23 protein-coding genes are annotated in these 24,163 nt (G+C 70.0%); 10 read left to right on the top strand and 13 right to left on the bottom strand.

The window, feature by feature from the left end:
• Window positions 1-54 precede the first annotated feature (54 nt).
• From ACIBTM_RS17470 to ACIBTM_RS17445, 6 genes are all read right to left on the bottom strand, one after another.
• On the bottom strand, window positions 55-1,548 hold the full coding sequence (locus tag ACIBTM_RS17470) for a DUF6350 family protein (protein WP_395877669.1): 1,494 nt from the start codon (window positions 1,546-1,548) through the stop codon (window positions 55-57).
• Window positions 1,549-1,692: 144 nt separating this feature from the next.
• Complete coding sequence (locus ACIBTM_RS17465; RefSeq protein ID WP_395877667.1) at window positions 1,693-2,505, bottom strand: DUF5336 domain-containing protein; 813 nt, start codon at window positions 2,503-2,505, stop codon at window positions 1,693-1,695.
• Window positions 2,506-2,815: 310 nt separating this feature from the next.
• A complete protein-coding gene (sucD, locus tag ACIBTM_RS17460; RefSeq protein WP_005165134.1) occupies window positions 2,816-3,703 on the bottom strand; it encodes a succinate--CoA ligase subunit alpha in 888 nt (295 codons plus the stop codon).
• A 1-nt stretch (window position 3,704) separates the two neighbouring features.
• On the bottom strand, window positions 3,705-4,874 hold the full coding sequence (gene sucC / locus ACIBTM_RS17455; protein WP_016331197.1) for an ADP-forming succinate--CoA ligase subunit beta: 1,170 nt from the start codon (window positions 4,872-4,874) through the stop codon (window positions 3,705-3,707).
• Window positions 4,875-4,991: 117 nt separating this feature from the next.
• Window positions 4,992-5,351, bottom strand: a complete 360-nt coding sequence (locus ACIBTM_RS17450) for a hypothetical protein (RefSeq protein ID WP_395877665.1) — start codon at window positions 5,349-5,351, stop codon at window positions 4,992-4,994.
• Window positions 5,348-7,186, bottom strand: a complete 1,839-nt coding sequence (locus ACIBTM_RS17445) for a hypothetical protein (protein WP_395877663.1) — start codon at window positions 7,184-7,186, stop codon at window positions 5,348-5,350. Before ACIBTM_RS17445 ends, ACIBTM_RS17450 begins: the two co-directional genes overlap by 4 nt.
• Window positions 7,187-7,807: 621 nt before the next feature.
• Here ACIBTM_RS17445 and ACIBTM_RS17440 point away from each other — a divergent pair.
• Complete coding sequence (locus tag ACIBTM_RS17440) at window positions 7,808-8,494, top strand: M23 family metallopeptidase (protein WP_395878101.1); 687 nt, start codon at window positions 7,808-7,810, stop codon at window positions 8,492-8,494.
• A gap of 169 nt (window positions 8,495-8,663) precedes the next feature.
• On the opposite strand, the gene ACIBTM_RS17435 is transcribed toward ACIBTM_RS17440, so the two are convergent.
• Window positions 8,664-8,912: a hypothetical protein gene (locus ACIBTM_RS17435; RefSeq protein WP_395877661.1), complete on the bottom strand. Its 249-nt coding sequence runs from the start codon at window positions 8,910-8,912 to the stop codon at window positions 8,664-8,666.
• Window positions 8,913-9,151: 239 nt separating this feature from the next.
• Entirely contained in the window at window positions 9,152-11,560 is a 2,409-nt protein-coding gene (gene pcrA, locus ACIBTM_RS17430; RefSeq protein ID WP_395877659.1) for a DNA helicase PcrA, read from the bottom strand.
• A 90-nt stretch (window positions 11,561-11,650) separates the two neighbouring features.
• Between pcrA and ACIBTM_RS17425 the strand changes: the two genes are divergently transcribed.
• The 7 genes from ACIBTM_RS17425 (at window position 11,651) to ACIBTM_RS17395 (ending at window position 18,546) form a co-directional block, all read left to right on the top strand.
• Window positions 11,651-12,070, top strand: a complete 420-nt coding sequence (locus ACIBTM_RS17425) for a DUF1707 domain-containing protein (RefSeq protein ID WP_395877657.1) — start codon at window positions 11,651-11,653, stop codon at window positions 12,068-12,070.
• A 171-nt stretch (window positions 12,071-12,241) separates the two neighbouring features.
• Entirely contained in the window at window positions 12,242-12,529 is a 288-nt protein-coding gene (locus ACIBTM_RS17420; RefSeq protein WP_034304455.1) for a chorismate mutase, read from the top strand.
• Between the two features lie 152 nt (window positions 12,530-12,681).
• Window positions 12,682-12,987 (top strand): hypothetical protein, encoded by a 306-nt coding sequence (locus tag ACIBTM_RS17415; RefSeq protein WP_350585017.1) that lies wholly within the window; start codon window positions 12,682-12,684, stop codon window positions 12,985-12,987.
• Between the two features lie 338 nt (window positions 12,988-13,325).
• On the top strand, window positions 13,326-14,564 hold the full coding sequence (locus tag ACIBTM_RS17410) for a hypothetical protein (protein WP_395877655.1): 1,239 nt from the start codon (window positions 13,326-13,328) through the stop codon (window positions 14,562-14,564).
• 255 nt (window positions 14,565-14,819) lie between these two features.
• Window positions 14,820-15,665 carry a hypothetical protein gene (locus ACIBTM_RS17405; protein ID WP_395877653.1) on the top strand — a complete coding sequence of 282 codons (846 nt, stop codon included), beginning with the start codon at window positions 14,820-14,822 and terminating at the stop codon, window positions 15,663-15,665.
• Window positions 15,666-15,884: 219 nt separating this feature from the next.
• Window positions 15,885-17,498: a serine/threonine-protein kinase gene (locus ACIBTM_RS17400; RefSeq protein WP_395877651.1), complete on the top strand. Its 1,614-nt coding sequence runs from the start codon at window positions 15,885-15,887 to the stop codon at window positions 17,496-17,498.
• Between the two features lie 13 nt (window positions 17,499-17,511).
• Window positions 17,512-18,546, top strand: coding sequence for a serine/threonine-protein kinase (locus ACIBTM_RS17395; RefSeq protein ID WP_395877649.1), 1,035 nt, complete (start codon window positions 17,512-17,514; stop codon window positions 18,544-18,546).
• On the opposite strand, the gene ACIBTM_RS17390 is transcribed toward ACIBTM_RS17395, so the two are convergent.
• The gene (locus ACIBTM_RS17390; RefSeq protein ID WP_395877647.1) at window positions 18,543-19,211 is read right to left on the bottom strand and encodes an alpha/beta hydrolase; all 669 of its coding nucleotides are present in this window, start codon (window positions 19,209-19,211) and stop codon (window positions 18,543-18,545) included. The two genes, ACIBTM_RS17395 and ACIBTM_RS17390, sit on opposite strands and share 4 nt — an antisense overlap.
• 70 nt (window positions 19,212-19,281) lie before the next feature.
• Entirely contained in the window at window positions 19,282-20,214 is a 933-nt protein-coding gene (locus ACIBTM_RS17385; RefSeq protein WP_016331184.1) for a LysR family transcriptional regulator, read from the bottom strand.
• Window positions 20,215-20,316: 102 nt separating this feature from the next.
• Between ACIBTM_RS17385 and ACIBTM_RS17380 the strand changes: the two genes are divergently transcribed.
• Both ACIBTM_RS17380 and ACIBTM_RS17375 read left to right on the top strand, forming a co-directional pair.
• Window positions 20,317-21,258, top strand: a complete 942-nt coding sequence (locus ACIBTM_RS17380) for a DMT family transporter (protein ID WP_395877644.1) — start codon at window positions 20,317-20,319, stop codon at window positions 21,256-21,258.
• Window positions 21,255-21,599, top strand: coding sequence for a hypothetical protein (locus ACIBTM_RS17375; protein WP_350591956.1), 345 nt, complete (start codon window positions 21,255-21,257; stop codon window positions 21,597-21,599). Before ACIBTM_RS17380 ends, ACIBTM_RS17375 begins: the two co-directional genes overlap by 4 nt.
• A 66-nt stretch (window positions 21,600-21,665) precedes the next feature.
• Here the strand turns inward: ACIBTM_RS17375 and ACIBTM_RS17370 are convergent, their stop codons facing one another.
• The 3 genes from ACIBTM_RS17370 to ACIBTM_RS17360 are packed head-to-tail and all read right to left on the bottom strand — an operon-like array spanning window position 21,666 to window position 24,120.
• Window positions 21,666-22,049, bottom strand: coding sequence for a DUF4345 domain-containing protein (locus ACIBTM_RS17370; protein WP_395877642.1), 384 nt, complete (start codon window positions 22,047-22,049; stop codon window positions 21,666-21,668).
• Window positions 22,050-22,757 (bottom strand): response regulator transcription factor, encoded by a 708-nt coding sequence (locus ACIBTM_RS17365; protein WP_085939730.1) that lies wholly within the window; start codon window positions 22,755-22,757, stop codon window positions 22,050-22,052.
• Between the two features lie 7 nt (window positions 22,758-22,764).
• The gene (locus ACIBTM_RS17360) at window positions 22,765-24,120 is read right to left on the bottom strand and encodes a PspC domain-containing protein (RefSeq protein WP_395877640.1); all 1,356 of its coding nucleotides are present in this window, start codon (window positions 24,118-24,120) and stop codon (window positions 22,765-22,767) included.
• Window positions 24,121-24,163: the final 43 nt, after the last annotated feature.

The following is a 24,163-nucleotide window of genomic DNA, read 5'->3' as shown; positions in this document are numbered from 1 at the left end:
TTGCCACGGCGGTACGCACTCGGGCGTACGGCGCTTCACCTGGTCGCGACAACCCTAACGGTCGTCTCCGGGGGCGCTTTCGTCGCCGGACCCGTCGGTGGACTCGGTCACAGCGTCGTCGACGGCACTGTCCTGCTCGGGCTCGGCTTCAGGCTCCGGTTCCGCCTCGATCTCGTCGACGTCCTCGCCCAGCTCCCGGGCGAGTTCCTCTTCGGCCTCGTCGTCCAATGCTTCGTCTTCGAGGGCTTCTGCGTCCGCTTCGGCCTCGGCTTCCTCTGCCGGTTCGTCTTCGGTCTCGGCGACTTCTTCTTCGGCTTCGGCGACGTCCTCGACGTCGGGTTCACCCGGCGGTGCGGGCGCCTCGTGTGGTCCGGCGAAGAACGCGACGAACCCACCGGGAACGACGATCCAGCAGAAGGCGATCACGGACGCGACCCCGACCGGCACGCTGACCGGGTCGAACGGCCCGTCGCCGAGCCTGCCGCCGGAGACGGTACCGAGGATGACGCAGCCGAACGCGACCAGCGCGCCCGCGACGGCGACCGCCCGCATCCGCAGCATCGGATCCTCGTCGATCGCGCGGATCCGCCAGCCGACCAGCGCGCCGACCAACGCGGGCAGGAGCAGCAACGCCGGCCACCAGACGGCGTGATGCGACGGGATCCCCGCCAGCACCGGCACCCCGGGCAGCTGCCCTTCCTGGTAGCCGAACATGCCGACGGTCAGCGAGCCGACCGAGAAACCCGGCCCGGTGGTGAACGACAACGCGGCGACGACCGCGTTCGGCAGGTAGGCCACGGAGAGCACGAACAGGCCGAAACTCGCGCCGAAGGCCGGCTCGAACAGGCTGTCCACAGTGGACCATGAGAGTGCGGTGGCCGCGGTGAACACCACGGCGCCACAAGCGATGAGCGCGGCGAGGCCGAGTGCGCCCGCCCGCAGCCCCTGAACGGCCACCGGATCGAACCGATCCCGCACCACGGCCGGAAGCCCGCAGACGTTGGCGAGTCCCGCGATGGCGGCGAGCCCGGCGAGGAGTCCCGGCACGCAGAACGCGGTCAGCGGGTTCACGTCGATCGGCGACCCACCGGCCAGCAGGGCGATCAGCACCCCGAACAGCGCGTGCGCCCCGGCGATCACCGTCACCACCGGGACGGCGTCCGCCGGGGTCCGGCCGCCGGCGCGGCGGGCGGCGCGCGCGGCCGCCCTCGCCACGAGCCACCCGACGGCGAGTGTCGGAAGCAGCGGCAGCACGCCGAGCGGATGACCGCCGAGATCGAGTTCCACCTGCCACGAGGCGAGCCAGCCGGGGCCGGCGGCGAGCAGGGCACCGGTGACGGAGAACCGGGTCCGGTCGGCGGCGAACGAGACCACCGCGAGCACGAGCGCGACGGCGGTATAGGAGAAGAGCAAGGGCGCGCAAGCGGCGGCGAGCAACACACGAACCCGCTTCGCCCTGGAGACCTCCAGCTCGGGGACGAGGTCGCTCACCGGCTCTTCGCCCGGCGGGCGTTCGTCGCGGGTGAGCAGCTTCATGATCCGCACCATGACATCCGGAGTGGGCCGTCCGGGTGAGGCACGCCGCCGCCGGCCGGGGCGCGTGGCCCAACCCACCCGGTCGGGTACCCCGGAAAAGAAAAGCACCCGCTGTGACACGGAGAGTCACAGCGGGTGCTTTCGCGTTTCGGGAGGTCAGCTCTGCTGGCCGAAACCGCCGGGCGGCGTGCCCGGGTTCTGGCCCGACTCCGACGACGGGGACGCCGGCGGCTGCTGGAAGAACTGGCCCTGCTGCGGCGCGTACGTCGTGGCCTGCTGGCCCGGCGGCTGCGTCACCGGCGGCTGGAACCCGCCGGGCTGGGAAAACGGACCGGACTGCTCGGCAGGCTGCTGCCCCTGCTGGCCCGCCCCGGGGAACGGCTGGACCTGCGTGGCGGCCGGACCCTGCTGCCCCTGCTGGCCGAACGGACCCTGCGGGCCCTGCTGCGGGAACTGCTGGCTGTACGGGGCCTGCGGTGCCTGCTGCTGCGGCTTCGCGGCGGGCAGCTTGATGACGTCGTGCTCGAACAGCAGCGCGGCGACCGCGACCAGCATCTGCAGGATGCCGAGGATCAGCACCACGGTGAGGATGCCCGGGACCGAGACGTCTTCACGACCGCTCCCGTAGCCGATGACCAGGTCCAGTGCCCCGAACGCGCCGATGACGCTGAACAACGCGGCGAACGGCAGCGTCTTCGGGCCGCGCGGCAGCGCGTGCAGTGCCGCGAGGAGACCGCTGACCAGGAGGAAGACCGAGACCTGCCCGGCCGCGTCGGCCTCGTCGGAGAAACCGATGAAGAACTGCACCAGGCCGAGGACGGTGACGGCGAGCGCGAGCAGCAACGCCAGGTTCAGCGGGGCGGCCGGTGACGGCGCCTGCTGCTGAGGAAAGGCTCCCGAGCCGGGGTTGGGGTGTTGCTGGCCGCCACCCTGCTGGGGGTAGCCGGGCCCACCGCTGGGATAGGACATCCGAATGCTCTCCTGTCGTTCGACCGGCACCCCGGGGCGCGCGGGACTCCCGGGACAAACGAGGCGGCTGTGATGCTCGAACGCTAGCGCACACGCGGACACCCCACGCCTCGGGCTCTGAGACGTCTGTACACCCGGTCAGGTTCCCGGCGGAACCCCTCGCGAAGCATCGGATCGCGTTTAGCCCGCTAAACGCAGGTCGCCCCGACGTGCGTTTAGCGGGCTAAACGCGATCCGGGGGCGAAAAGCAGGCGGGCCGGGCACCGGTGAGGGTGCCCGGCCCGCCGGGGAAAGCTCAGTCTCCGGAAGATCAGAGGCTGTTGTACAGCTCGCGCGCCAGGACGGCGGTCTCGCTCGGGGTCTTCCCGACCTTGACGCCGGCGGCCTCGAGGGCCTCCTTCTTGGCGGCGGCCGTGCCGGAGGAGCCGGAGACGATGGCGCCGGCGTGGCCCATGGTCTTGCCCTCGGGCGCGGTGAAGCCCGCGACGTAACCGACGACCGGCTTCGTCACGTTGTCCTTGATGTAGGCCGCGGCACGCTCTTCTGCGTCGCCGCCGATCTCGCCGATCATCACGATGACCTTGGTCTCGGGGTCAGCCTCGAACGCCTCGAGGGCGTCGATGTGCGTCGTGCCGATGACCGGGTCGCCGCCGATGCCGACACCGGTCGAGAAACCGATGTCACGCAGCTCGTACATCATCTGGTAGGTCAGCGTGCCGGACTTCGACACCAGGCCGATCGGGCCCGCGCCGGTGATGTCGGCCGGGATGATGCCGGCGTTCGACTTGCCGGGGCTGATCACGCCGGGGCAGTTCGGCCCGATGATGCGGGTCTTGTTGCCGGTCGCGACGGCGTGCGCCCAGAAGTAGGCCGAGTCGTGCACCGGGATGCCCTCGGTGATCACCACGGCGAGCGGGATCTCGGCGTCGATCGCCTCGATGACCGCGTCCTTGGCGAACTTCGGCGGCACGAAGATGACCGAAACGTCGGCGCCGGTCTCCTTGATGGCCTCCTCGACCGTGCCGAACACGGTGAGGTCCTTGCCCTCGATGGAGACGGTCTGACCGGCCTTGCGGGCGTTGACGCCACCCACGATGTTCGTGCCGGACTTCAGCATCTTGGTCGCGTGCTTCATGCCCTCGGAGCCGGTGAGCCCCTGGACGATGACCTTGCTGTTCTCGTTGATGAAGATCGACATCTCACGCACCTGCCGCGGCGAGCTCGGCGGCCTTGTCGGCCGCGTTGTCCATTGTGTCCACCACGGTGACCAGCGGGTGGTTCGCGTCGGCAAGGATCTGACGTCCCTCGACGACGTTGTTGCCGTCCAGCCGCACGACGAGCGGCTTGGTGGCCTCGTCGCCCAGGATCTTCAGCGCCTCGACGATGCCGTTCGCGACCGCGTCGCAAGCGGTGATGCCACCGAAGACGTTGACGAAGACGCTCTTCACGTCGGTGTCGTTGAGGATGACGTCCAGACCGGCCGCCATGACCTCGGCCGAAGCGCCGCCGCCGATGTCGAGGAAGTTGGCCGGCTTGACGCCGCCGTGCTTCTCGCCCGCGTAGGCCACGACGTCCAGCGTGGACATCACGAGGCCCGCGCCGTTGCCGATGATGCCGACCTCGCCGTCGAGCTTGACGTAGTTGAGGTCCTTGGCCTTGGCCTTCGCCTCGAGCGGGTTCTCCGCGTCCTTGTCGACCAGGGCCTCGTGGCCCGGCTGACGGAACGAGGCGTTCTCGTCGAGGGTGACCTTGCCGTCGAGGGCGATGATCTTGTCCTGCGGGTCACGGACCAGCGGGTTGACCTCGACCAGGGTCGCGTCCTCGGAGACGAAGGTCTCCCAGAGCTTCACGACGACGTCGGCGGCCTCGTCGACGACCTTCTCCGGGAACTTGCCCGCGGTCAGGATCTCGACGGCCTTCGCCTTGTCGACACCGGCGATCGCGTCGACCGGGATCTTCGCGAGCGCTTCGGGACGCTCGACGGCCAGCTGCTCGATCTCCACGCCACCTTCGGCCGAAGCCATCGCGAGGAAGGTGCGGTTCGCACGGTCCAGCAGGAAGGAGAAGTAGTACTCCTCGGCGATGTCCGAGGCTTCGGCCACCAGCACGCGACGCGTGATGTGGCCCTTGATGTCGAGACCGAGGATCGCCTCGGCCTTTTCGGCGGCCTCATCCGGCGTCTGGGCCAGCTTGACGCCGCCGGCCTTGCCGCGGCCGCCGGTCTTGACCTGCGCCTTGATGACGACCTGGTTGCCGATCTTCTCGGCGGTGGCCTTGGCTTCTTCGGGGGTGTTTGCCACGGCACCCGGCAGAACCGGTACTCCGTGGGCGGCGAAGAGATCCCTCGCCTGGTATTCGTAGAGGTCCACTACTCCAGTCTCCTGACGACACGCCACTGTGGTGGTCCGTTGCCGGACCGCGCTGTCGGACCAGTCGAGGTTAGCGACCTGCGCAGAAGCAGGGGACTCCGCACCTGGTGAAGTCGGTCACCGTACGCGGTCAGACGGTGTTTCCACGGTGTGAGACCGCACACCGGAGACCCAGTTCGCCGCGTCTTCCTGGCTTTCGAAGGCGTTGTCGAACCCGCTGGGGCCGTTACCGACCGCGAAGAGGAGAACGCCGGGGAGCGTTTCCGCGAGCCCTTCCGGTTCGCTCGCACCACGCAGGACACCCAGGATGTCCGGATCCTCCTGTTCGACCGTCCGGACGAGTTGTTCGACGGTGTCGAGACGGCCGGCGTAGACGACCTCGACGCCGTCGTCGCGCAGCAACCTGCCGAGCACGACCGCCGAACCTTCCTCGACACCGAACTCGGCCAGCACGACCCGAAGGAGATGACGTGTCATCCGGCCCGCCGTGAACCCGCGACGGCCATCCCGGCCGCGACGAGGGTGACGACGCCGCCGCCCAGCGCGAGCCAGAACCCGGCTCCCGCCGACGAGCCCTGGTACGCCGAGCCGACGAGCGGCAGTTCCGCCGCGCGCAGACCGAGCACCAGCGCGGCCCCGGCCAAGGCGGACGCCGCGGCGACCGGCCGTGAGCGCGGGACGAGCGCGTACAGACCGAGGACGACCGCCAACGCGCCGAGCAGGCCCCACGACGCCGCGCCGAAGTTCGACCACAACCCCGGGGCGGTGTAGCCGGGCGCGCCGAACACCGGCGTGCCGAACGCGGCGATCGCCAGCACCGCCGCCGCGACGACCGGGGTGAGCACGGTCCCGCTCGGCCGTGCTCCATCCGCTCCGGTATCCGTCTCCTCATCGGAGACGTCGCGCTCCACGACACCGGTGATCACCGCGGCGAGCGCGGCCAGCGCCGCCAGCACGAGCGCGATGAACGTCCACGTGACGCCGGAGCCCGCCGAGTAGCCGACCTTGTCCGGCAACGGCACCGGAAGGTCTACGCCGAACAGTGCCGGGTCCACCGCCTTGTCCTCGGTCACGGACAAGGCCGCGCTCAGCACCGCCGCGCCCGCGAGGACGACGCCTGCCCACGTGGCCGCGACGACTCCCCTGGCGAAGGCCGAGAGCCGCGGCACGAAGACGAACAGCGCGGGCACGGCGAGCACGACGGCGGCACCGAGCAGCAGCCAGCGCGCCGGGGTCTCGGGGACCGGCGTCGGACCGTTGGCCTTCAGCACCGGGGCCAGCGCGCCCGCGGCCGCGGCACCGGCGGCCAGCAGCGCCAGACCCCCGGTGGCCAGCCGCCACCAGAACAGTCCGGGCAGCCTGGCTTCGCCCGCCAGGTCTCCGGTGACTGCCTCGTCAGCTTCCGCGACGTCGAACCGGGTGAAGGCCAGCCCGACCAGCGCCAGGCCGGCGATGGTCACCACCACCGAACCCGGCGCGACCGAAAGCCGGTCCACGACCATCCCCGCGACCACCGGCGGGACGCCGACCGCGAGCGCCGCCAGCCCCGCGCCCGCGAATCCGCCCTTGCCGACCCCGGCCGAGGGCGAGCTCACGGCCACGAGCACCGTCAGCGGAAGCAAGGCCGCGAGCAGCAGGTACCCGGCCATCGCGACGGTCGGGCCCTCGAAGGCGTTCTTGGCCAGGAGGTACGCGTTGCCCGAACCGAACGGCGCGAGCAGCAGACCGACCCCGCCCGCCACACCGAGCACGGGCCCGAGCAACCGCCAGCGGCGTCGTCCGTCGAGCTCACCAGCCAGTTCCGCCTCGTCGCGGGCGGTCCCGGCGGCGAAGGCCCCGGCCGCGAGGGTGAGCAGGTGCCCCGCCACCAGCGGCCACAGTCCAGGCCCGGCCTGCGGCATCGCGAGCAGCCTGTCGGCGAGGAACAGTTCCGGACGCGCGGCCAGGGAGCCGTCCGCGAGCAGCTGCAGATCCAGCAGCAGCCGTCCGGGTGCGAGCGCGGTGAGCCCGAGCACCAGGCCCGCCGCGAGCCCCGCGCGCCCGGAGACCAGTGCGTAGAGCACGGCCGCCGCGGGCGCCAAAGCCAGCACGACCAGCAAGGGAGCAGCGGTGAACCCGGGCGAACCACCCCGGACGACGGGCATCAGCGCGCCGGCGGCCAGCGCGACCGCACCGGCCACCACCAGCCCCGCCGACAGCAGGAGCGCTCGCGGGCGGGCGCCCGGTTCGCTCCGGAGAAGTTCGGCGGACGCGGTCCCGGGGACGGCTTGCCCGGTGGATTCGCCACCAGGGTGCCGTGAGCGCGAAGTCATCGACGGCGACGCTAGCAAGCCGGGCTCGACCGGGCCCGCCAGCAGGGCCCGTGAGGTCTTCAGTGACGCGCCGCGGCCTGGGCGGCCAAGCGGCGTCGCAGGTGACCGGCAGTACCGAGGCGAGACCTGGTCCGGGTAAGGCCCCTTCAACACCGTTGGGCAACCGGTTATTTCCCTCGTTCGCCCCCTTCCCCACCGTCCGGTACCCCCGAACGGCCGCTCGAACCTGTAACGCAAGTCACACGGTTGTGAGTAAACCGGGTCTAACTTTGAGTAATCCTCACTGGACAACGGCCAGATCCCCGTCGCCCGATCGGCCGAGAGCGCCGTCAGATCTTGCTGACCCGGGTGCCACTTCGTTACTGTCCCGGGGTCCCCATTACAGTCAGATCACGAATGAGAGCACCGAACGAACCACCCCCGAGGTCGTTCACCGGGATCCCCCGCCCGGGCTCTTGATCCGACTCCCCGAACATGGAAGGCCCCGTCTTGGCTTCACACCGCTCCCCCGGCGGCCAAGCTCCTTCCCCGGCGCTCGAGAACGCACTCGATGGTGCGGTCGTTCGCGTCCGGGGCTCGCACCGCCTGTCGCCCCCGTCCTCGGCCCTTCGTGGCCGGGTCGTGGTCGCGGCCGTCGCTGCCGGCGCCTTCGCGGCCGCCGCTGCCGGGCAGACCCTGAAGTCCGTTTCGGAATCTTCCGACGCCGCCGTCACCCCGCTGGCCAGCACCCAGGACGCGAGCGCCTCGTTCGCTCTCGGCGGCGGAGCCGGTGGTGGCGCCCCCGAACTGCTGCCGACGAGCCAGTCGACGAACGCCTCCGCCGAGGCCCAGAAGCTCTCGGACAACAACAGCATCACCCAGGCCCGCGTGAAGCGTGAGGCCGAGGCGGCCCGCAAGGCCGAAGAAGAGGCCAAGCGGCCCAAGACCTGCATGCCGACCAAGGGCACCTTCACCTCGGGCTTCGGCGCCCGGTGGGGCACGAGCCACCTCGGCATCGACCTCGCGGCCCCGATCGGCACGCCGATCGTCGCGGCTTCCGACGGCACGGTCATCGAAGCGGGCCCGGCCAGCGGTTTCGGCCTCTGGGTCAAGGTCCAGCTCGCGGACGGCACCGTCCACGTCTACGGCCACATGAACTCGTTCTCCGTCCGCGAAGGCCAGAAGGTCAAGTGCGGCGAGGAGATCGCCGAGGTCGGCAACCGCGGCCAGAGCACCGGCCCGCACCTGCACTTCGAGGTGTGGCAGAACGGCACGAAGAAGATCGACCCGCGCCCGTGGCTCGCCGCCCGTGGCGTGAGCGTCAGCTGATCGAGCCCCGCTCTTCCCCGCACCACCACTCCCGTTTGTGACGAGGGCGTGCCGGGCAATGACGCTCAGGTGCGCCTTCAGGACCTCCGCTTCGCCCTTCGCGGGCATCACGAAGCGTCGTAGCTCCTCCGGCTTGGAGCCCGTGTGGTTTTCCGGGCCCTCAAAGCCCTCAGGCGACGCCGTCCGGCAGCTTCCGGACGAAGTACGCCACGGCGATCCGCCAGACCGTGCAGAGACCGGCCGGGCGCCGTTCGATCGGCCGCCATCCGGCGAAAAGTCTCCGAGCAGGATTCCGGTACCCGGCTGGCCGCGGCCCGAACAGCCATCGCCGCGCGTGCCCGCATACGACACACCGTCCGGCCCCGTCCGGCTCGTGCGTCCGCAGTAACGCGCGCCAGGCCGCGACCAGCCTGAGCACTTCCGGCGGTTCCGGACCCCGATCCGGTCCCGCCCCTTCTTCAACACCCCGCAAGTACTCGAATACCCCACTCGAGAGAACCTGAAACAGGACCCCGTCCACACCGTGCGCCCCCTCCCCTGTCGGGGCACACCGGCTTGTCCAGCATACCCCAGCGCATCGAACTCGTGTTCGACGACACAGGTATACGGGAAGGGTCCGACAGTTTTCGGACGCGAGAGGGAAACCGCAGGTCAGGGCTAGAGTTTGACCATCGGGACGCTGCCGATCAGCATCAGCCGGACCTTGCCGGCGGCACCGAAATCGATCGTCGCCGTGGCACGCGGGCCCGCGCCGTCGCAGGCGACGACCGTTCCGAGCCCGTACTTGTCGTGGCTGACCCTGTCGCCGACGTCGAGTTTGAGCGCGACGGTGTCCTTCCAGCCCTTGCCGAACGGGCTCGTGCTCGCCGCCCTCGACGACGAGCCGCCACCACCGCCTCGGCTGCCCCAGGTCGTCGCGGCGCGCGGCGATCCGCCCGACGAACCGAAACCACCGGAAGAAGTGGAAGGCGCGAGCCTGCGCCAATCCACCAGGTCGGCGGGAAGCTCGTCGAGGAACCGTGAAGCCGGGTTCATCTGCGGCTGGCCCCAGGCCGAGCGCACCATCGAACGGGAGACGTACAGCCGCTTCCTCGCCCGCGTGATCGCGACGTAGGCGAGCCGGCGCTCCTCAGCCAGCTCCGTCGGGTCACCGAGTGCGCGCATATGCGGGAAGATCCCGTCTTCCCAGCCCGTTCCGAAGACGACCGGGTACTCCAGGCCCTTCGCGGTGTGCACGGTCATCAACGTGACCACCCCCGCGTCGTGCCCGTCGCCGTCATCGCCGCCGTCGGGCGACGGGACCGAATCCGCGTCGGCCACCAGCGAAACCCGCTCCAGGAACGCGGGCAGCGAGCCCGGCTCCGGAACTCCCGGGTCCGCCTCCGGCAGCTCGCCGTCCGGGCCGGCGACCTCGGCGGTGAATTCGGTGAACTCCCGCGCGACGGTGACGAGTTCCGTCAGGTTCTCCACCCGCGACGCGTCCTGCGGGTCATCGGACTCTTCGAGTTCCGCGCGGTAGCCCGTGCGCTCCAGGACGGCTTCGAGGATGTCGGCGACTTCGGCGCCGCTCTCGACGACCTCGCCGAGCTCGTCCATCAACTCGACGAACCCGGTGATCGCCTTGGCGGAGCGCGGGTTCAGCAGCGGCACCTCACCGCTGACGGCACCGCGCAGCGCCTGCGCGAACGAGATGCGCTCACGCTCGGCGTACGTCGCGATGACGGCTTCGGCGCGATCTCCGATGCCGCGTTTGGGGACGTTGAGGATGCGGCGCAGGCTGACCGTGTCCTCCGGGTTCGCCAGCACCCTCAGGTACGCGAGCATGTCGCGGACCTCGCGCCGCTCGTAGAACCGCACCCCGCCGACGACCTTGTACGGCAGGCCGAGGCGGATGAAGATCTCTTCGAAGACACGGGACTGGTTGTTGGTGCGGTAGAAGACCGCGACGTCGGAGTAGTCCGCTTCGCCCTTGTCCGCCAGCGCGTCGATCTCGCCCGCGACGAACGCCGCTTCGTCGTGCTCGTTGTCCGCGACGTAGCCGACGATCTTCTCGCCGTCGCCGGAATCGGTCCACAGCCGCTTCGCGCGCCTGTTCGGGTTTCGCGCGATGACCGCGTTCGCCGCGTTCAGGATCGTCTGGGTCGAGCGGTAGTTCTGTTCCAGCAACACGGTCCGCGCGTTCGGGAAGTCGCGTTCGAATTCCTCGATGTTGCGGATCGTCGCCCCGCGGAAGGCGTAGATCGACTGGTCCGCGTCACCGACGACGCACAGCTCGGCGGGCTCGATCCCGGCCTCGTTCTTCTCGGTGCCGACCAGCTCGCGGACCAGCGTGTACTGCGCGTGGTTCGTGTCCTGGTACTCGTCGACCAGGACGTGGCGGAAGCGGCGCCGGTAGTACTCGGCGACGTCCGGGTACGTCTGCAGGAGTTCGACCGTCCGCATGATGAGGTCGTCGAAGTCGAACGCGTTGGCCTGGTTCAACCGCCGCTGGTACTCGACGTACACCTCGGCGACGCGGCGTTCGAGGTCGTTGCCCGCGTCGGCGACCGCCGTCTCCGGATCGATCAGTTCGTTCTTGAGGTTCGAGATGTGCACGGCCAGCGTGCGCGCCGCGTACCGCTTCGGGTCGATGTCGAGATCGCGGGCGACGAGGGTGATGAGCCGCTTCGTGTCGTCCGAGTCGTAGATGGAGAAACTCGACGACATCTCCAGCGTTTTGGCCTCACGGCGCAGGATCCGCACGCACATGGAGTGGAACGTCGACACCCACATGGCGTTCGCGCGGCGGCCGACGAGGTCGCTCACCCGCTCCCGCATCTCCGCGGCCGCCTTGTTGGTGAACGTGATCGCCATGATCTGGCCGGGGTGCACGTCCCGTTCGGCCAGCAGGTACGCGATCCGGCGGGTCAGCACCCGGGTCTTGCCCGAGCCCGCGCCCGCGACGACCAGCAGCGGCGAGCCCGCGTGGGTCACGGCCTCGCGCTGCGCCGGGTTCAGGTCGTCGAGCAGGTCCGCGTGCCGGGGCTTGGCGGGACCGTCCGCTGGGAGATCGAAGAGGGTGTTCATCGCCGGTCCACGCTACAGCGCCGGGCGTAGGCGGTGTTGCCGCCTGCCGTCCGACGCGCTGGCGGTGTTCGCGGCGGAGGATCGGATGCCATGGACACCAACGGAATTCCCTCCAGGCTCAGGGCCGCCGACACCGACCGGGAACAGGTCGCCTCCCGTATCCAGGCCGCCGGCGGTGAAGGCCGTCTCACTCTCGAAGAGGTGGAAGACCGGCTGAGCGCTGTGTATTCCGCGAAATACACGGACGACCTCGCCGCGCTCACCTCGGATCTGCCGAAACCCGCCCCGAGGCGGCGCCCGGTCGTCTTCGGGCATCCGGCGGTACGGATCCATCTCGCGATCGCCGTCGTGCTTTCGGTGCTGCTGATCGCCCGCTGGACGGTCTCCGGGGTGCCGTTCTTCTGGCCGGCGATGCCGATGTTCTGGCTGGCCATGAGCGTCCTCGTGCACGCCCGTGTCCGTGGAGCGCGCCGCCGCTTCAAGCCGGGGGACGGCATCGCTGTGGCATAATGACCGGCATGCGGCACCACGCGACGCGATTTTTTTACGGGACCCGGACTCCGGCTCCCGTGATCGCATAGTGCCGCGAATGCCATCACCCGAAGCCCCGGAGTCCACGGACCCCGGGGCTTTACGCTGTTCCGGGGGCCAGCAGGGAATCCGGACCGAAGAAAGGTCCCGATGAGCACCACACAGAAGCCGGACGCCGAAGAACCCACCGCCACGGCCGAAGAGATCGGCGAGCTCCGCAAGGAGATCGACTTCCTCGACGGCGAGATCCTGCGGCTGGTCAAACGCCGCGTCGAAGTCTCCAAGACGATCGGTGCGGCCAGGATGGCCGCGGGCGGCACCAGGATCGTCTACAACCGCGAGATGGACGTGCTCGCGCGCTACCGCGAACTCGGGCCGGAGGGTCGGCAGCTGGCGATGGCGCTGCTCAACCTGGGGCGGGGCAGGCTGGGGCGGTAAGCGGTAGCAAAGGTCCCTTGCTCCCCGCCGGCGCACCCGGATCGCGTTTAGCGGGCTAAACGCGATCCGGCCACGTCACGATCCAGTGCCGTGAGGCGGAACTCAGGGTGTTCCCCGAGCCACGACGGCTCGGGACCAGGCAAACTGGACACATGATTAACCTCATCGCCGTGATCATCGCGATCGCCGGTGTCCTGGCGGCATTGGGTCATGTCGGTTATCTCGCCATGCTGAACAACGCGGCGGGTAAGCGCGCGGGTGGCACTCCCATCGCCCAGTACGTCAAGACGCGCTGGCCGATCGCAGCGGGCACCACCGCCGCGTCGCTTTTCGCCTGGCTGCTCACGAGTGGGGGAACGACGCTCGACGTCATCGCGATTTTGCTTGCTGCGGGTAGCGGGATCACCGCCACGAAAGCCTTGCAGTCGACCCAGCAGAAGTACCGCAGCGGCAACTGAACGGCTTCACCAGCACCGATAGCACTGCGTTACGTCACCGAGGCCCGTTCGGCCGCGCCCGACCGAGTGAAACATCTGCAACTTGCAGAGTGGGTGAAGACTTGCGGGTGTCGAACTTTTAGTGTGGACCTCGTGAGGACCCTTGCGTCTGGGTCGGGCGATGCCCGCATGGCGCGCGGGGGCGATGGCCCCGCGCGCCCCCAGTCGTATGCGCGTGCATTTGCTCACGAGAGTGCCCGGGAGTCTGCAAGCGAGGGATCCCGTGAAACCACTGCTCCGTTCGGCTTAACCGGTGTCACATCGCCGTCAGGGCGGGCCCGTGAGGGGGTCGCTCGGACATGAACGGCTGGGCGGAACACCAGGGACGCAACGGCACCACACAGACAGGCCGTCACCGGGCGGGCGGCGCCGAGAGCTGGACTCCACCCGTGCCCCCGAGGCGGCAGCGCCCGACCGGGCACGGGCACCACGCGCACCACGAGTTCGCCCCGCCCTCCACCGGTTCCCTTCCCCTGCCGCCACCGCGGAACAGGAGGGCGCCGAGCCCCGGCTACGCCCCATCGAGCGGCCTGCTGCCGCTCCCCCAGCCCGCTCGCGACGTGCCCGTGGAGCACCCAGCACGTCCGGCCAGCGTCGAGGTGTCGTTGACCGAACCCGCCCTGTCTCCCGTCGAGGAGCGGCGCGCGAAGGCCGCCCAGCGCACGAAGGTGACACTGGCCGCCCCCTCCCCCCGCCGTCCCGAGCCGGCGGAGATCGACGACAGCGACGTCCGCGTCTACGTCGCCCCGCCCCTCGACGGCCTGAGCACCTTCGACCTCGGTTCGGTGCCCGCCTCGGTGACCCCGCCCAAGACCTGGCGCAAGGCCGCCTGGTTCGCGGCGGCGGCGTCGGCGCTGGTCGTGGTCGGCCTGCTCTTCGCCGGTTCGTTCCTGGTCGGCAAACCCCTCCCGGAGCAGCAGAGCCAAGGCGGCTGGCCCGGATACCGCGGCGGCAGCCCGCTGAGCCAGGACGGCCTCGCCGGCAATCCGACCACCCCGCCGCAGGGCGGCGCCGCGGGCAACCCCTCCGAATCCGAGACCGATTCCTCCACCAGGGACGACCGCAGTTCCGCCAACTCCGGCACCTCGTCGGAGAGTGACAGCACCGGGACCGGCTCGTCGCGGCCCGACACGGGCGGACCGGTCACGTCCGGGTCCGCGCCGTCGTCGAGCAACCGGCCGCAGAAGCCGCCGGTCGTGCCCGCCGACCGCACCACCACGACGGCCGCCTGGTACTCGGAGCATCAGGACGCGCAGGCGATGGGCGACAACACCGAGATCTTCCTCAACTCCGTCACCACCAACCCTCAAGAGGCGTCCTCGGTGACCTCCGGCAGCCTGGGCGAAGAAGGCGCTCAGGGGCTCCGTGAGCGCTACGCGAACGTCGCCTACTTCGAGGTGAAGAAGGTCAGCATCGACCAGCGCCGCGGCGTCACGGTCAACACCGTCGAGGTCACGCACAAAGACGGTACGAAGACCATGGAACAGCGCACGTTCACCTTCGGTGACGACGCCAAGATCGTCGACGACGGCATGTAGGGCACCACGCACGTGCAAGTGTCCTGTTCCTCTGCACGTGCGGTGCGTTGAGCGGTCGTCCCTGGTCCGGGTGGGTGACCTAAGCTGCCGTTCGTCGTATCGCGACGGCATTCCGGCGATAGAGCCTGGCCGTGCACCGTCCGTACAGGGTTACCTGACGACTGCAGGGTCCGCACCGTTCAGAAGACGGCCGCGCGGACCAGAGGCGTCGGCCGAACGGCCCAACGCCTGCCCCGGACCAGAGCGAGGAATTTCGTGCTTGATCGACAACGCATACGGCGTGAGGACGCCGTACGTGTCGAGGACGTCATCCCGGAAGAGATCCTGAACGACACCCGCGTCGACCGCGAGTACCTCGAGCAGGTCTTCCGCGAGCCGCAGAAGTTCGTACCCGCGCGCATCCGCGAAGAGCCCGCGCCGCGGCCCGAGCCCGAGGAAGACGAGCCGGAGAGCCGCGCCGCCCGGCGGGCCAAGCTGGCCGGGCTGGTCGCCGCCGGACTGCTGGTCGCGGGCGCCGTCGTCACCGCGGGCGTACTCGCGGGCACCCAGCGGGAGAGCGGCACGGCGCCGGGCGCCGCACCCAAGGTGATGAGCGGAGCCGCCGCGCTCGGCGGTCTCGCCGTCCCGGACTCCACCGAGCCGCAGCGGAAGCAGGAGACGCCGACGACGTCGGGCACCAGCACGAAACCCCACCCGTCTTCGGGCACCGGCGCGGGTTCGCTCCCGCCGCGGGGATCGTCGTCCAGCAGCACCAGCTCACAGCAGTCCGCCAAGCCCGCCGCGGTCAGCACGGCCGAGGGCAAGATCGACGCGGTCCGGAAGTTCTACCAGACCGTCGACGCCGATCCCTACGGCGCGATGTCGCTGATCACGCCGGTATTGGCCGAGTCCGAGGCCGGCAAGCTGATCGAGGCCTGGAGCGCGATGGACGCCATCCAGATCCAGGACATCCGGGAGCAGGCCGACGGCACCATCCTCGCCGTGGTGACCATGCGCGATCCGGACGGCGGCCTGCTCCGGGTCACCCAGGTACTGGAATTCGCCGACGAGACGACCGGCCTGATCACCGACGCACGGCTGCTGTCCGCGCAACACATGTGACGAACACCGCGCGTGTAACAGGCCTCCACCCAGGGCGATCAGAGTGTGCCGCGTGTGTGTGCGCAGAGTGAGCGCCTAGCCTTGTCACGAGTCGGTCTCGGAAAAGCCGGCACACAGACCACTACATGTGCATACGCTCCAACGCTGTGGCGTGCTGAAGGCCGCACCGCGTACGCGGACGACTCCGCGACGTGAAGACGGAGCCCAAAGGGAGGTCGCGTGAGCGACGAGGGTCGCCTGGTCGCCGGTCGATATCGCATCGCCGGGCGGATCGGCACGGGCGCGATGGGGGCCGTGTGGCAAGCGCACGACGAGGTACTCGGCCGCACGGTGGCGATCAAACAGTTGCTGCTGCAACCCGGGCTTGAGGCTCACGACGCCGAAGACGCCCGCCAGCGCACGATGCGTGAAGGACGGATCGCCGCGAGACTGCACCACCCGAACGCCATCTCGGTGTTCGACGTCGTCACCGACGACAACGGCCAGCCGTGCCTGATCATGGAGTACCTGAACTCCACGAGTCTCGCCCAGGTGCTGCAGGAGGAGCGGACGCTGCCGCCGACGGAGGTCGCGCGGATCGGCGCGCAGGTCGCGGCGGCGCTGACCGAGGCGCACGCAGTCGGCATCGTGCACCGCGACATCAAGCCCGGCAACATCCTGCTGGCGCCCAACGGCACCGTGAAGATCACCGACTTCGGCATCTCGCGGGCCAAGGACGACGTCACGGTCACGAAGACCGGGATGATCGCCGGGACCCCCGCCTACCTGGCGCCCGAGGTCGCCATCGGCGGCGACCCCGGCCCGGAGTCGGACGTCTTCTCGCTCGGCTCGACGCTCTACGCCGCTTGCGAAGGCCAGCCGCCGTTCGGCCTCAGCGAGAACACGCTGAGCCTCCTGCACGCGGTCGCGGCCGGGCAGATCATCCCGCCGCGGCAATCCGGCCCGCTCGCCAGCGTGCTGGCCGTGCTGCTGCACCCGGAGGTGCGGCACCGGCCCACCGCCGAAGAGTGCGAAGAGCTGCTCGCCGCCGTCGCACGGGGTGAAACTCCGCTGGGCGGTCCCGCCGACGACACCGTGCTCGCCGCGCCGATCGCGGGCGCGCTCGCCGGCGGAGGCGTGACCCAGGCGCTCGACAGCGAGGCCGCCGGTCATTCGGGTTCACTCCTCGACGAGCAGGCCGCGGCCGGTTCGTACTACGACGAGGACGACTACCACCAGCCGCCCGCGTCGGGATACCCGGAAGACGACTACGACGGGTACGACAACTACGACGAGACGGCGTTGCTGGCCGAACGCGGCCACCCCGGCGGCGGTCCCGCGCCCACGCGCGCCGTCCCGATCCCCGCCGGCGGCTACGACGACGATCCCTACGACGACGACTACGACGACCAGCCCCCGCCGCCGCCCGCCCGCGCGCAGACCAGCCCGGTGGACGAGGACGACGAGAAGCCGGGCGCGTGGAAGAAGCCCGCGATCATCGGCGGTGTCGTGGTCGTGGCACTGGCCGCGCTGGGCTTCTGGCTGCTGAGCCCGAACAACCCGGAGACGCCCGCGCAGGTGGGGAACTCGTCGACGAAGCCGACTCCTTCGGCGACGTCTTCGGCTCCGGAGACGACGGAAACGCCGACGGAGACGCAGTCGTCCGAGCCGCCAAGGGAGACGACTTCGTCGAAGAAGACGTCGAGCAAGGCGAGCCAGACGGATGAGCCGGATCGGCCGACCAGTTCGAAGAGTTCCGTCAAGCCGCCGTCGAAGACGACGACTCCGACGACACCGACCTCGTCCAATGAGCCGACCGACCCGCCGGTGAGTTCGACCCCGGCTGGAACGTGATCCGAGGATTGCATTGAGTTCTGAAGGTTCCATCGTCGGCGGCCGATACCGCCTCGACCAGCCCATCGGGCGTGGCCGGGCGGGCATCGTGTGGCTGGCGTTCGACACCCGTCTGCTGCGCACGGTCGCGATGAAGCGCATGTATCTGCCCGTCGGCCTGCCGCCGGACCGGGCGGAGCAGGCCAAGGCCGTCGTCATCCAAGAAGGCAAGGACGCGGCCAAGTTCGAGCACGCCACCGCCATCAAGGTGTACGACGTGCTGCCCGACGGGGCGGACGTGTGGCTGGTGATGGAGTACATCCCGTCCCGCGGGATGGCGACCTTCCTCGCCGAGCACGGCAGGCTCACCGCGGAACAGGCCGCGGGGCTGGGCATCGTCCTCGGCCGCGCGCTGGCCGCGATGCACGAAGCCGGGGTGGTGCACCGGACCGTCGAGCCGGGCACCGTCCTGCTGGCCGACGACGGCGGCGTGAAGCTCACCGACATCGGCATCACCGGTGGCGGCGCGAGCCCGGCGTACCGGGCGCCCGAGGTGGCGCGCGGCGAACCGGCGACTTCGGCGTCCGACGTGTTCTCGCTGGGCGCGACGCTGTACACGGCCGTCGAGGGGGTGCCGCCGTTCGGCGAGGACGGCGAGTCCTCGGAACGGCCGCCGCAGACCGCCGGGCCGCTGGCCGGTGCGCTGCGCAAGATGCTGCGGGCGGAGCCGGACGCGCGGCCGACGATGGCGGACACGGTCCGCTCGCTGGGCGCGATCACCGAGGGGCGGCAGACGGCGTTCATCCCGCCGACCGCCCCCGCGATGCCGACGGTCCCGGCCTCGATGCCGATCCCGACGCACCAGCCGTCGCAGCAGCCGGTTCCGCAGTTCGCCCCGCAGCAGTATCAGCCGCCGCAGCCGCAGTACGCGCCGCTGGCTCAGCAGTACGCTCCCGCCGCGCCGGCGGCCGCGAAGTCGCCGGACACCCGGAAATGGCTGATCACGGTGGGTGCCGTCGTGGCGGCGATCCTGATCGGCGTGCTGTTCGCGGAGCTCTTCCTGATTTAGAGCCGCTCGCGGACCAGTGTCGCCAGTTCGACGGGACGGCTGAGGTATGGGCTGTGGCTCGCACGCCAGGTCACCGTCGTGTCGCACCGGGCGGCGAAGTGGACGACCATTTCCGGGACGAGCGCCCGGTCTTCGGTGCAGGTGACGTACGTGGTCGGGGTGTCCTTCCACGCCGAGCCTTCCGGCGACTCGTCGAAGATCGTGACGGGCTCCGGCCGCAGCAGGGCCGTGGCGCGCTCGGCGACGGCGTCCGTGCAGTCGGCGTACATGGCCTCGCGGACGGCGGCGAGGTCGAGATGGGTCCAGCCTTCATCGTCGAAGATCAAGGGCAGCTGCTGGGGTTCGCGGCCCGTTTCCTCGCTGATCCGCTCGATCCAGTGCTGCGCGGTTTCACCCGGCTCGCTGACGATCCCGGCCAGGTAGATCAGATGCGAGGTCCCCTGGAGCCCGCTGGCGGTCAGGCCGCCGAAGGAGTGCGCGAGCACCACCGGTGGCTCGGCCGCCTTGTCGACGATTTCCTGGACGGCCTGGGTGGTTTCGGCGATCGGGCGCGCGCCGAGGTCGGGGACGGTGACCTCGACGCCGTCCCGGCGGAGGCGTTCGACGACGTCGTCGAAATGGGCGGGCTGGTGCCATGAGCCGTGCAGGACGATCAGGGGACGCACGGAAGTCCTTTCGCTGGCGGGAATATGGCTTCCCTGCCAGGTTGTCGACCGCCGTCGCGGCTGTTCAAGCTCAGCCGGTTTTCGTGCCCACTCGGCCATTCCCGCTTGCCTGTCCGGCCCCTTCGCGGATCGCGCCGAGGAACCGCCGCACCGCGGGGTGTTCCCTGGCGTGCGCGGCGACGGCGGCGTGGATGGACCGCACCGGATCCGGGCGGCGGACCTTGCGGATGGCGACGCCGGGATGCGGGGCGCCGAGGCCGAGCTCCGGGATCAGCGCCACGCCGAGCCCGGCGGCCACGAACCCTTGTGCCGTCTGGTAATCCTCGGATTCGACGACGTGGTTCGGGGCGAATCCGGCCGCGCCGCAGGCGTCGAGCAGGATGTCGCGGCAGGCGCCGGGGAGACCGTCGACGCCGACCCACGGATCCTCCGCGAGCTCGCCGAGATCGAGAACGCGTTTGCGGGCGAGCCGGTGGTTCTTCGGCAGGATCGCGCGGTACGGGTCGTCGAGGAGGTGGATGTACTCGACGCCCTTGATCCGGGGAGTGCTGCTGGGGAGCACGATCATCGCGACGTCGGCCTTGCCCGACTCGATCTCGGGCATCGAATCGTCGGGCTCGACCAGTTTCAGGTCGAGGCGGACACCAGGGAAGTCCCGGCGCAGCGCGGCGACGGCCAAGGGCACCAGCGACGCGCCGGCGGTCGCGAAATAGCGGATCGCGAGCCTGCCCGTGCGGCCTTCCTTGAGCTCGGTGAGCGCGGCTTCGGCCTTGGCGAGCTGCGTGCTCAGCGTTTCCGCGTGTTCGGACAGCAGCGAACCGGCGGGCGTCGGCCGCACGCCGCGGCCGACGCGTTCGAGCAGTTCGACGCCCGCTTCCCTTTCCAGGGTGGACAATTGCTGGCTGATCGCGGAAGGTGTGTAGCCGAGGTTCCGGGCGGCGGCGGTGATCGAACCGCTGCTGATGACGGCTCGGAGGACCTGCATGCGGCGGACGTCCAGCATGCTCCGATCGTACAGTTCTTCTTAAGGCTCCCTGCAGTTATTTTCGCTTGTCCTTACGCGTCGGCCCGGCAAAGCTGGGCCAGGCACTTAAGGAGGACTGGGGTGGGCGAGACGAAGACCCTGCTGCGTATCGGCGCGCTTGCGCTCATGTGGGGATCGAGTTTCTTCTGGATCAAACTGGGGCTCGGCGCGTTCACGCCGGTGCAGCTGGTGCTGGCGCGGGTGGCGCTCGGCGCGGCGGTACTGATCGGGCTCTGCTATCTGGGCAGGGACAGGCTGCCGTCGGGACGGCGGATCTGGGGACACCTGGCCGTCGCGGCGTTCTTCCACAACGCGTTGCCGTTCCTGCTGTTCGCGTGGGGTGAACTGACGGTCGATTCGGGGATCACCGGCGTGCTGAACTCGACGACGCCGCTGTGGGTGCTGGTCGCCGCGCCGATGCTGGGAGCGCGCACGCGGATGACCGCGCTCCGCGTCGCCGGGCTCGTCGTCGGACTCGCCGGGATCCTGCTGATCTTCGCGCCGTGGGAGGCCTCCGGCCTGCTCAGCTGGGGCGCGCTGGCGTGCCTCGCGGCGGCCGCGAGCTACGGCTTCGCGTTCGTCTACGAAGGCAAGTACCTCACCGGCACCGGTGACTCGCCGTTGTCGCTGGCCGGCGGGCAGATGCTGCTGGCGACCGGGTTCCTGCTGCTCGCGATGCCGATGGGCGGCTTCGAACCGGTGCACCTGAGCACCGGCGCGATCGTCGCGGTGGTGATCCTGGGGATCGGGTCGACCGGGATCGCGTTCGCGCTGAACTACCAGCTCCTCGCGAGCGAGGGTGCCGTGGCGGCGTCGATCGTCGGGTACCTGCTGCCGGTGGTCTCGGTGCTGCTCGGCGCGGTGTTCCTGGCCGAGCCGCTGAACCTGCGGGTGATCGCCGGGATGGTCGTCGTGCTGGGCGGGGTCGCGCTGACCCGGCTCCGCCCGAGGGAGCAAGGGACCTTTGCTACCACTCCGCAGGTCGAGCGCCCCTTGGCCACCGCCGATAAGGTCGCGCCATGACGGACACGACGACGCTGTGGCGCCCCACCGGACCCGTCGAGCTCGACCTCGTCCGCGAGTCGGGGTGGCGCGAGTGGCCGCCGAGGCTTCCGGAGCAGCCGATCTTCTACCCGGTGCTGAACGAGGACTACGCGATCAAGATCGCCCGTGACTGGAACGTGCGCTACAGCGGCGCGGGGTTCGTGACGCGGTTCGAGGTCGAGACCTCGTTCGTCGAGCGGTACCCCGTCCAGCAGGCGGGCGGGAAGACGATCCTGGAGCTCTGGGTCCCGGCCGAGGACCTGGCCGAGTTCAACACGCACATCGTGGGGAAGATCGAGGTCACCCACGAATTCCGCTGACCTGCGTTTAGCGGGCTAAACGCGATGCGGTGGGGCCTGGGGGCTCGCCGGATCGCGTTTAGCCCGCTAAACGCGATCCGGTGTCAGGGCCGCGAGGATGAGCAAGGCGGCGAGAACGATCTCCACCCAGAAGTAGAACCAGCTCGGATAGAACCGCTCGGGCCGTTCCGCGAACCGCGCGACCAGCCGCCCGAAGGCCATCCCGGCGAGCGCGACGGCCACCGCGATCGCGACGCCCCGCTGTATCCCGCCGACGTCGAAAGCCGCGAACCCGAGCAGCACCGCGACAGCCACCCCGAAGCCGCCGTAGACGGCCCGCACTTCGGTCCGTGCCGTCGCCGACTCCAACGAGATGCCGAACGGCCGGATCAGCCGCTTCGGCGCGGCGAGCCCGAGCAGTCCCATGCCCAGGAAGAACGCGGCCACCAGGCCGATGAGAACAGGCGCCATCTAGACGAGACGCCGGTCGGAAGCCCAGCGGGAAAGCTCGTACCGGTTCGAAAGCTGCGTCTTCCGCAGGACGCTCGACACATGGGTCTCGACGGTCTTCACCGAGATGAACAGCTCCGACGCGATCTCCTTGTACGCGTACCCGCGCGCGAGCAGCCGCAGCACGTCGCGTTCCCGCGGGGTCAGCAGGTCGAGGTCCGGGTCGCTGATCGGCGCGGAACCCGGCCGGTCGGCGAACGCGTCGAGCACGAACCCGGCCAGCCGCGGCGAGAACACCGCGTCCCCGTCCGAGACCCGCACGACGGCTCGCACGAGCTCCTTCGACGAGATCGTCTTCGTGACGTATCCCCGCGCCCCCGCGCGGATCACGGCGATCACGTCCTCCGCGGCGTCGGAGACCGACAGCGCGAGGAACACGACGTCCGGCAGTTCCGGCCGGACCCGGCGCAGCACCTCGGCACCGCCACCGTCCGGCATATGCACGTCGAGCAGCACGACCTGCGGTTTGGTCCGGGCGATGCCCGCGACCGCCTCGGCCACCGAGCCCGCCTCACCGACCACGCGGACGTCGTCGGTGATCGAGTCCAGTTCGGTGCGCACACCCGCCCGGAAGAGCGCGTGGTCGTCGACGAGGAAGACCTTGACCGGCTCCCGCGTCTGCTGGTTTTCCGTCACGATGCTCCCTCGCTCGCCCTGTCCCGTGAGCATAGCGACCTCACGCCGCGCCCTTCCCCGCCTTGACCGGCATCTCCAGCTGGACCTCGGTTCCTTCACCCGGTGCGGTACGCAGTTTCAGCTTCCCTCCGTGCCGCTCCATCCGCCCCCGGATGGAATCGGCGAGACCGTGCCGGTCGCTCGGCACGACGTCGGGATCGAACCCCTTGCCCCGGTCGCGCACGAACACCGTGACCGCTGTCGGCTCGACCTCGGCGTACACGCTGACCTCGTCGACGCCCGCGTGCTTGGCGGCGTTGACGATCGCTTCCCGTGCCGCCTGGACCAGCGCGGTCAGCGGCTCGTTCAGCGTCGCCTCCCCCACGACGACCTGCTGCACCGAGATCGCGAACGCGTCCTCGACCTCGCCGCACGCGGCCGCGAGCACTTCGGACAGCTGACCGCTGATGGCCTCTTCCTCGGTCTTCTTGCTCTTGCCGTACCCCGACGGCCCGTACAGCCAGCCACGCAGCTCACGTTCCTGACCGCGCGCGAGCCTGGCGACCTCGCGTGGCGATTCCGCCTGTTTCTGGATCAGCGCGAGGGTCTGGAGGACCGAGTCGTGCAGATGCGCGGCGATCTCGGCGCGTTCGTCGGTGCGGATGCGGGCGGTGCGCTCGTCGGACAGGTCGCGGACCAGGCGCAGCCAGAACGGGACGGTCAGCACGGCGACACCGAACAGCGTCGCGATCACGGCGACCAGCGCGAACTTGACCTGGTCGATACTGCCGCTTTCCAGGACGACGACGCCGATGCCGGTCATCACCAGCGCGACACCGGCGACCACGCGGATCGCGGCCGACCAGCCCCCGCCGCCGAGGAACGCCGTGGCGACCCCGCCCTTGGCGCTGATGCGCCAACGCCGTCGCTGCGACTCGTCGGCCTCGCGCCAGACGACGGCCGCACCGATCATCGCCAGCGCCAGCGGAATGGCGACCCAGCCGCTGATCAGGCCGGTCAGCGTGCCGCTGGCGACGGCGAGGCCGACACCCAGCGCCATGAGCCCGAAGGCCTGCTGCTTCTCCTTCGGCGCGGATTTCTCCGGCTCGACCTCGCCGGATTGCTGCTGGACGAACACCCAGAGCAGGCCGTACGCGAGAAGGCCGGCACCGTTCAGGGCGGCCAGCAACGCGAACGCGGTCCGGACCCAGAGCACCTTGACGCCGAGGTGGTCGGCGAGACCGCCGGCGACACCCGCGATGGCGCGGCCGGAACGGCGGCGGTACATCTTGGGCGGCTCGAACGGTGCCGGGGACAGGCTGCCGGGAACGGGCACCGGAGGGCGCTCGATGATCGTCGGCTTCACCTGTTCGGCGAGGTCGTTGGGGGCGGATTCCTGCACGTTCTCCATGGTCACACGGAGTGGGGTACTGATCCATCGGGGAAACCCCTGACTCTTC

Source organism: Amycolatopsis sp. NPDC049868, from assembly GCF_044461365.1.
Taxonomy (GTDB): domain Bacteria; phylum Actinomycetota; class Actinomycetes; order Mycobacteriales; family Pseudonocardiaceae; genus Amycolatopsis.
This window is presented reverse-complemented; position numbering and strand designations above follow the sequence as displayed.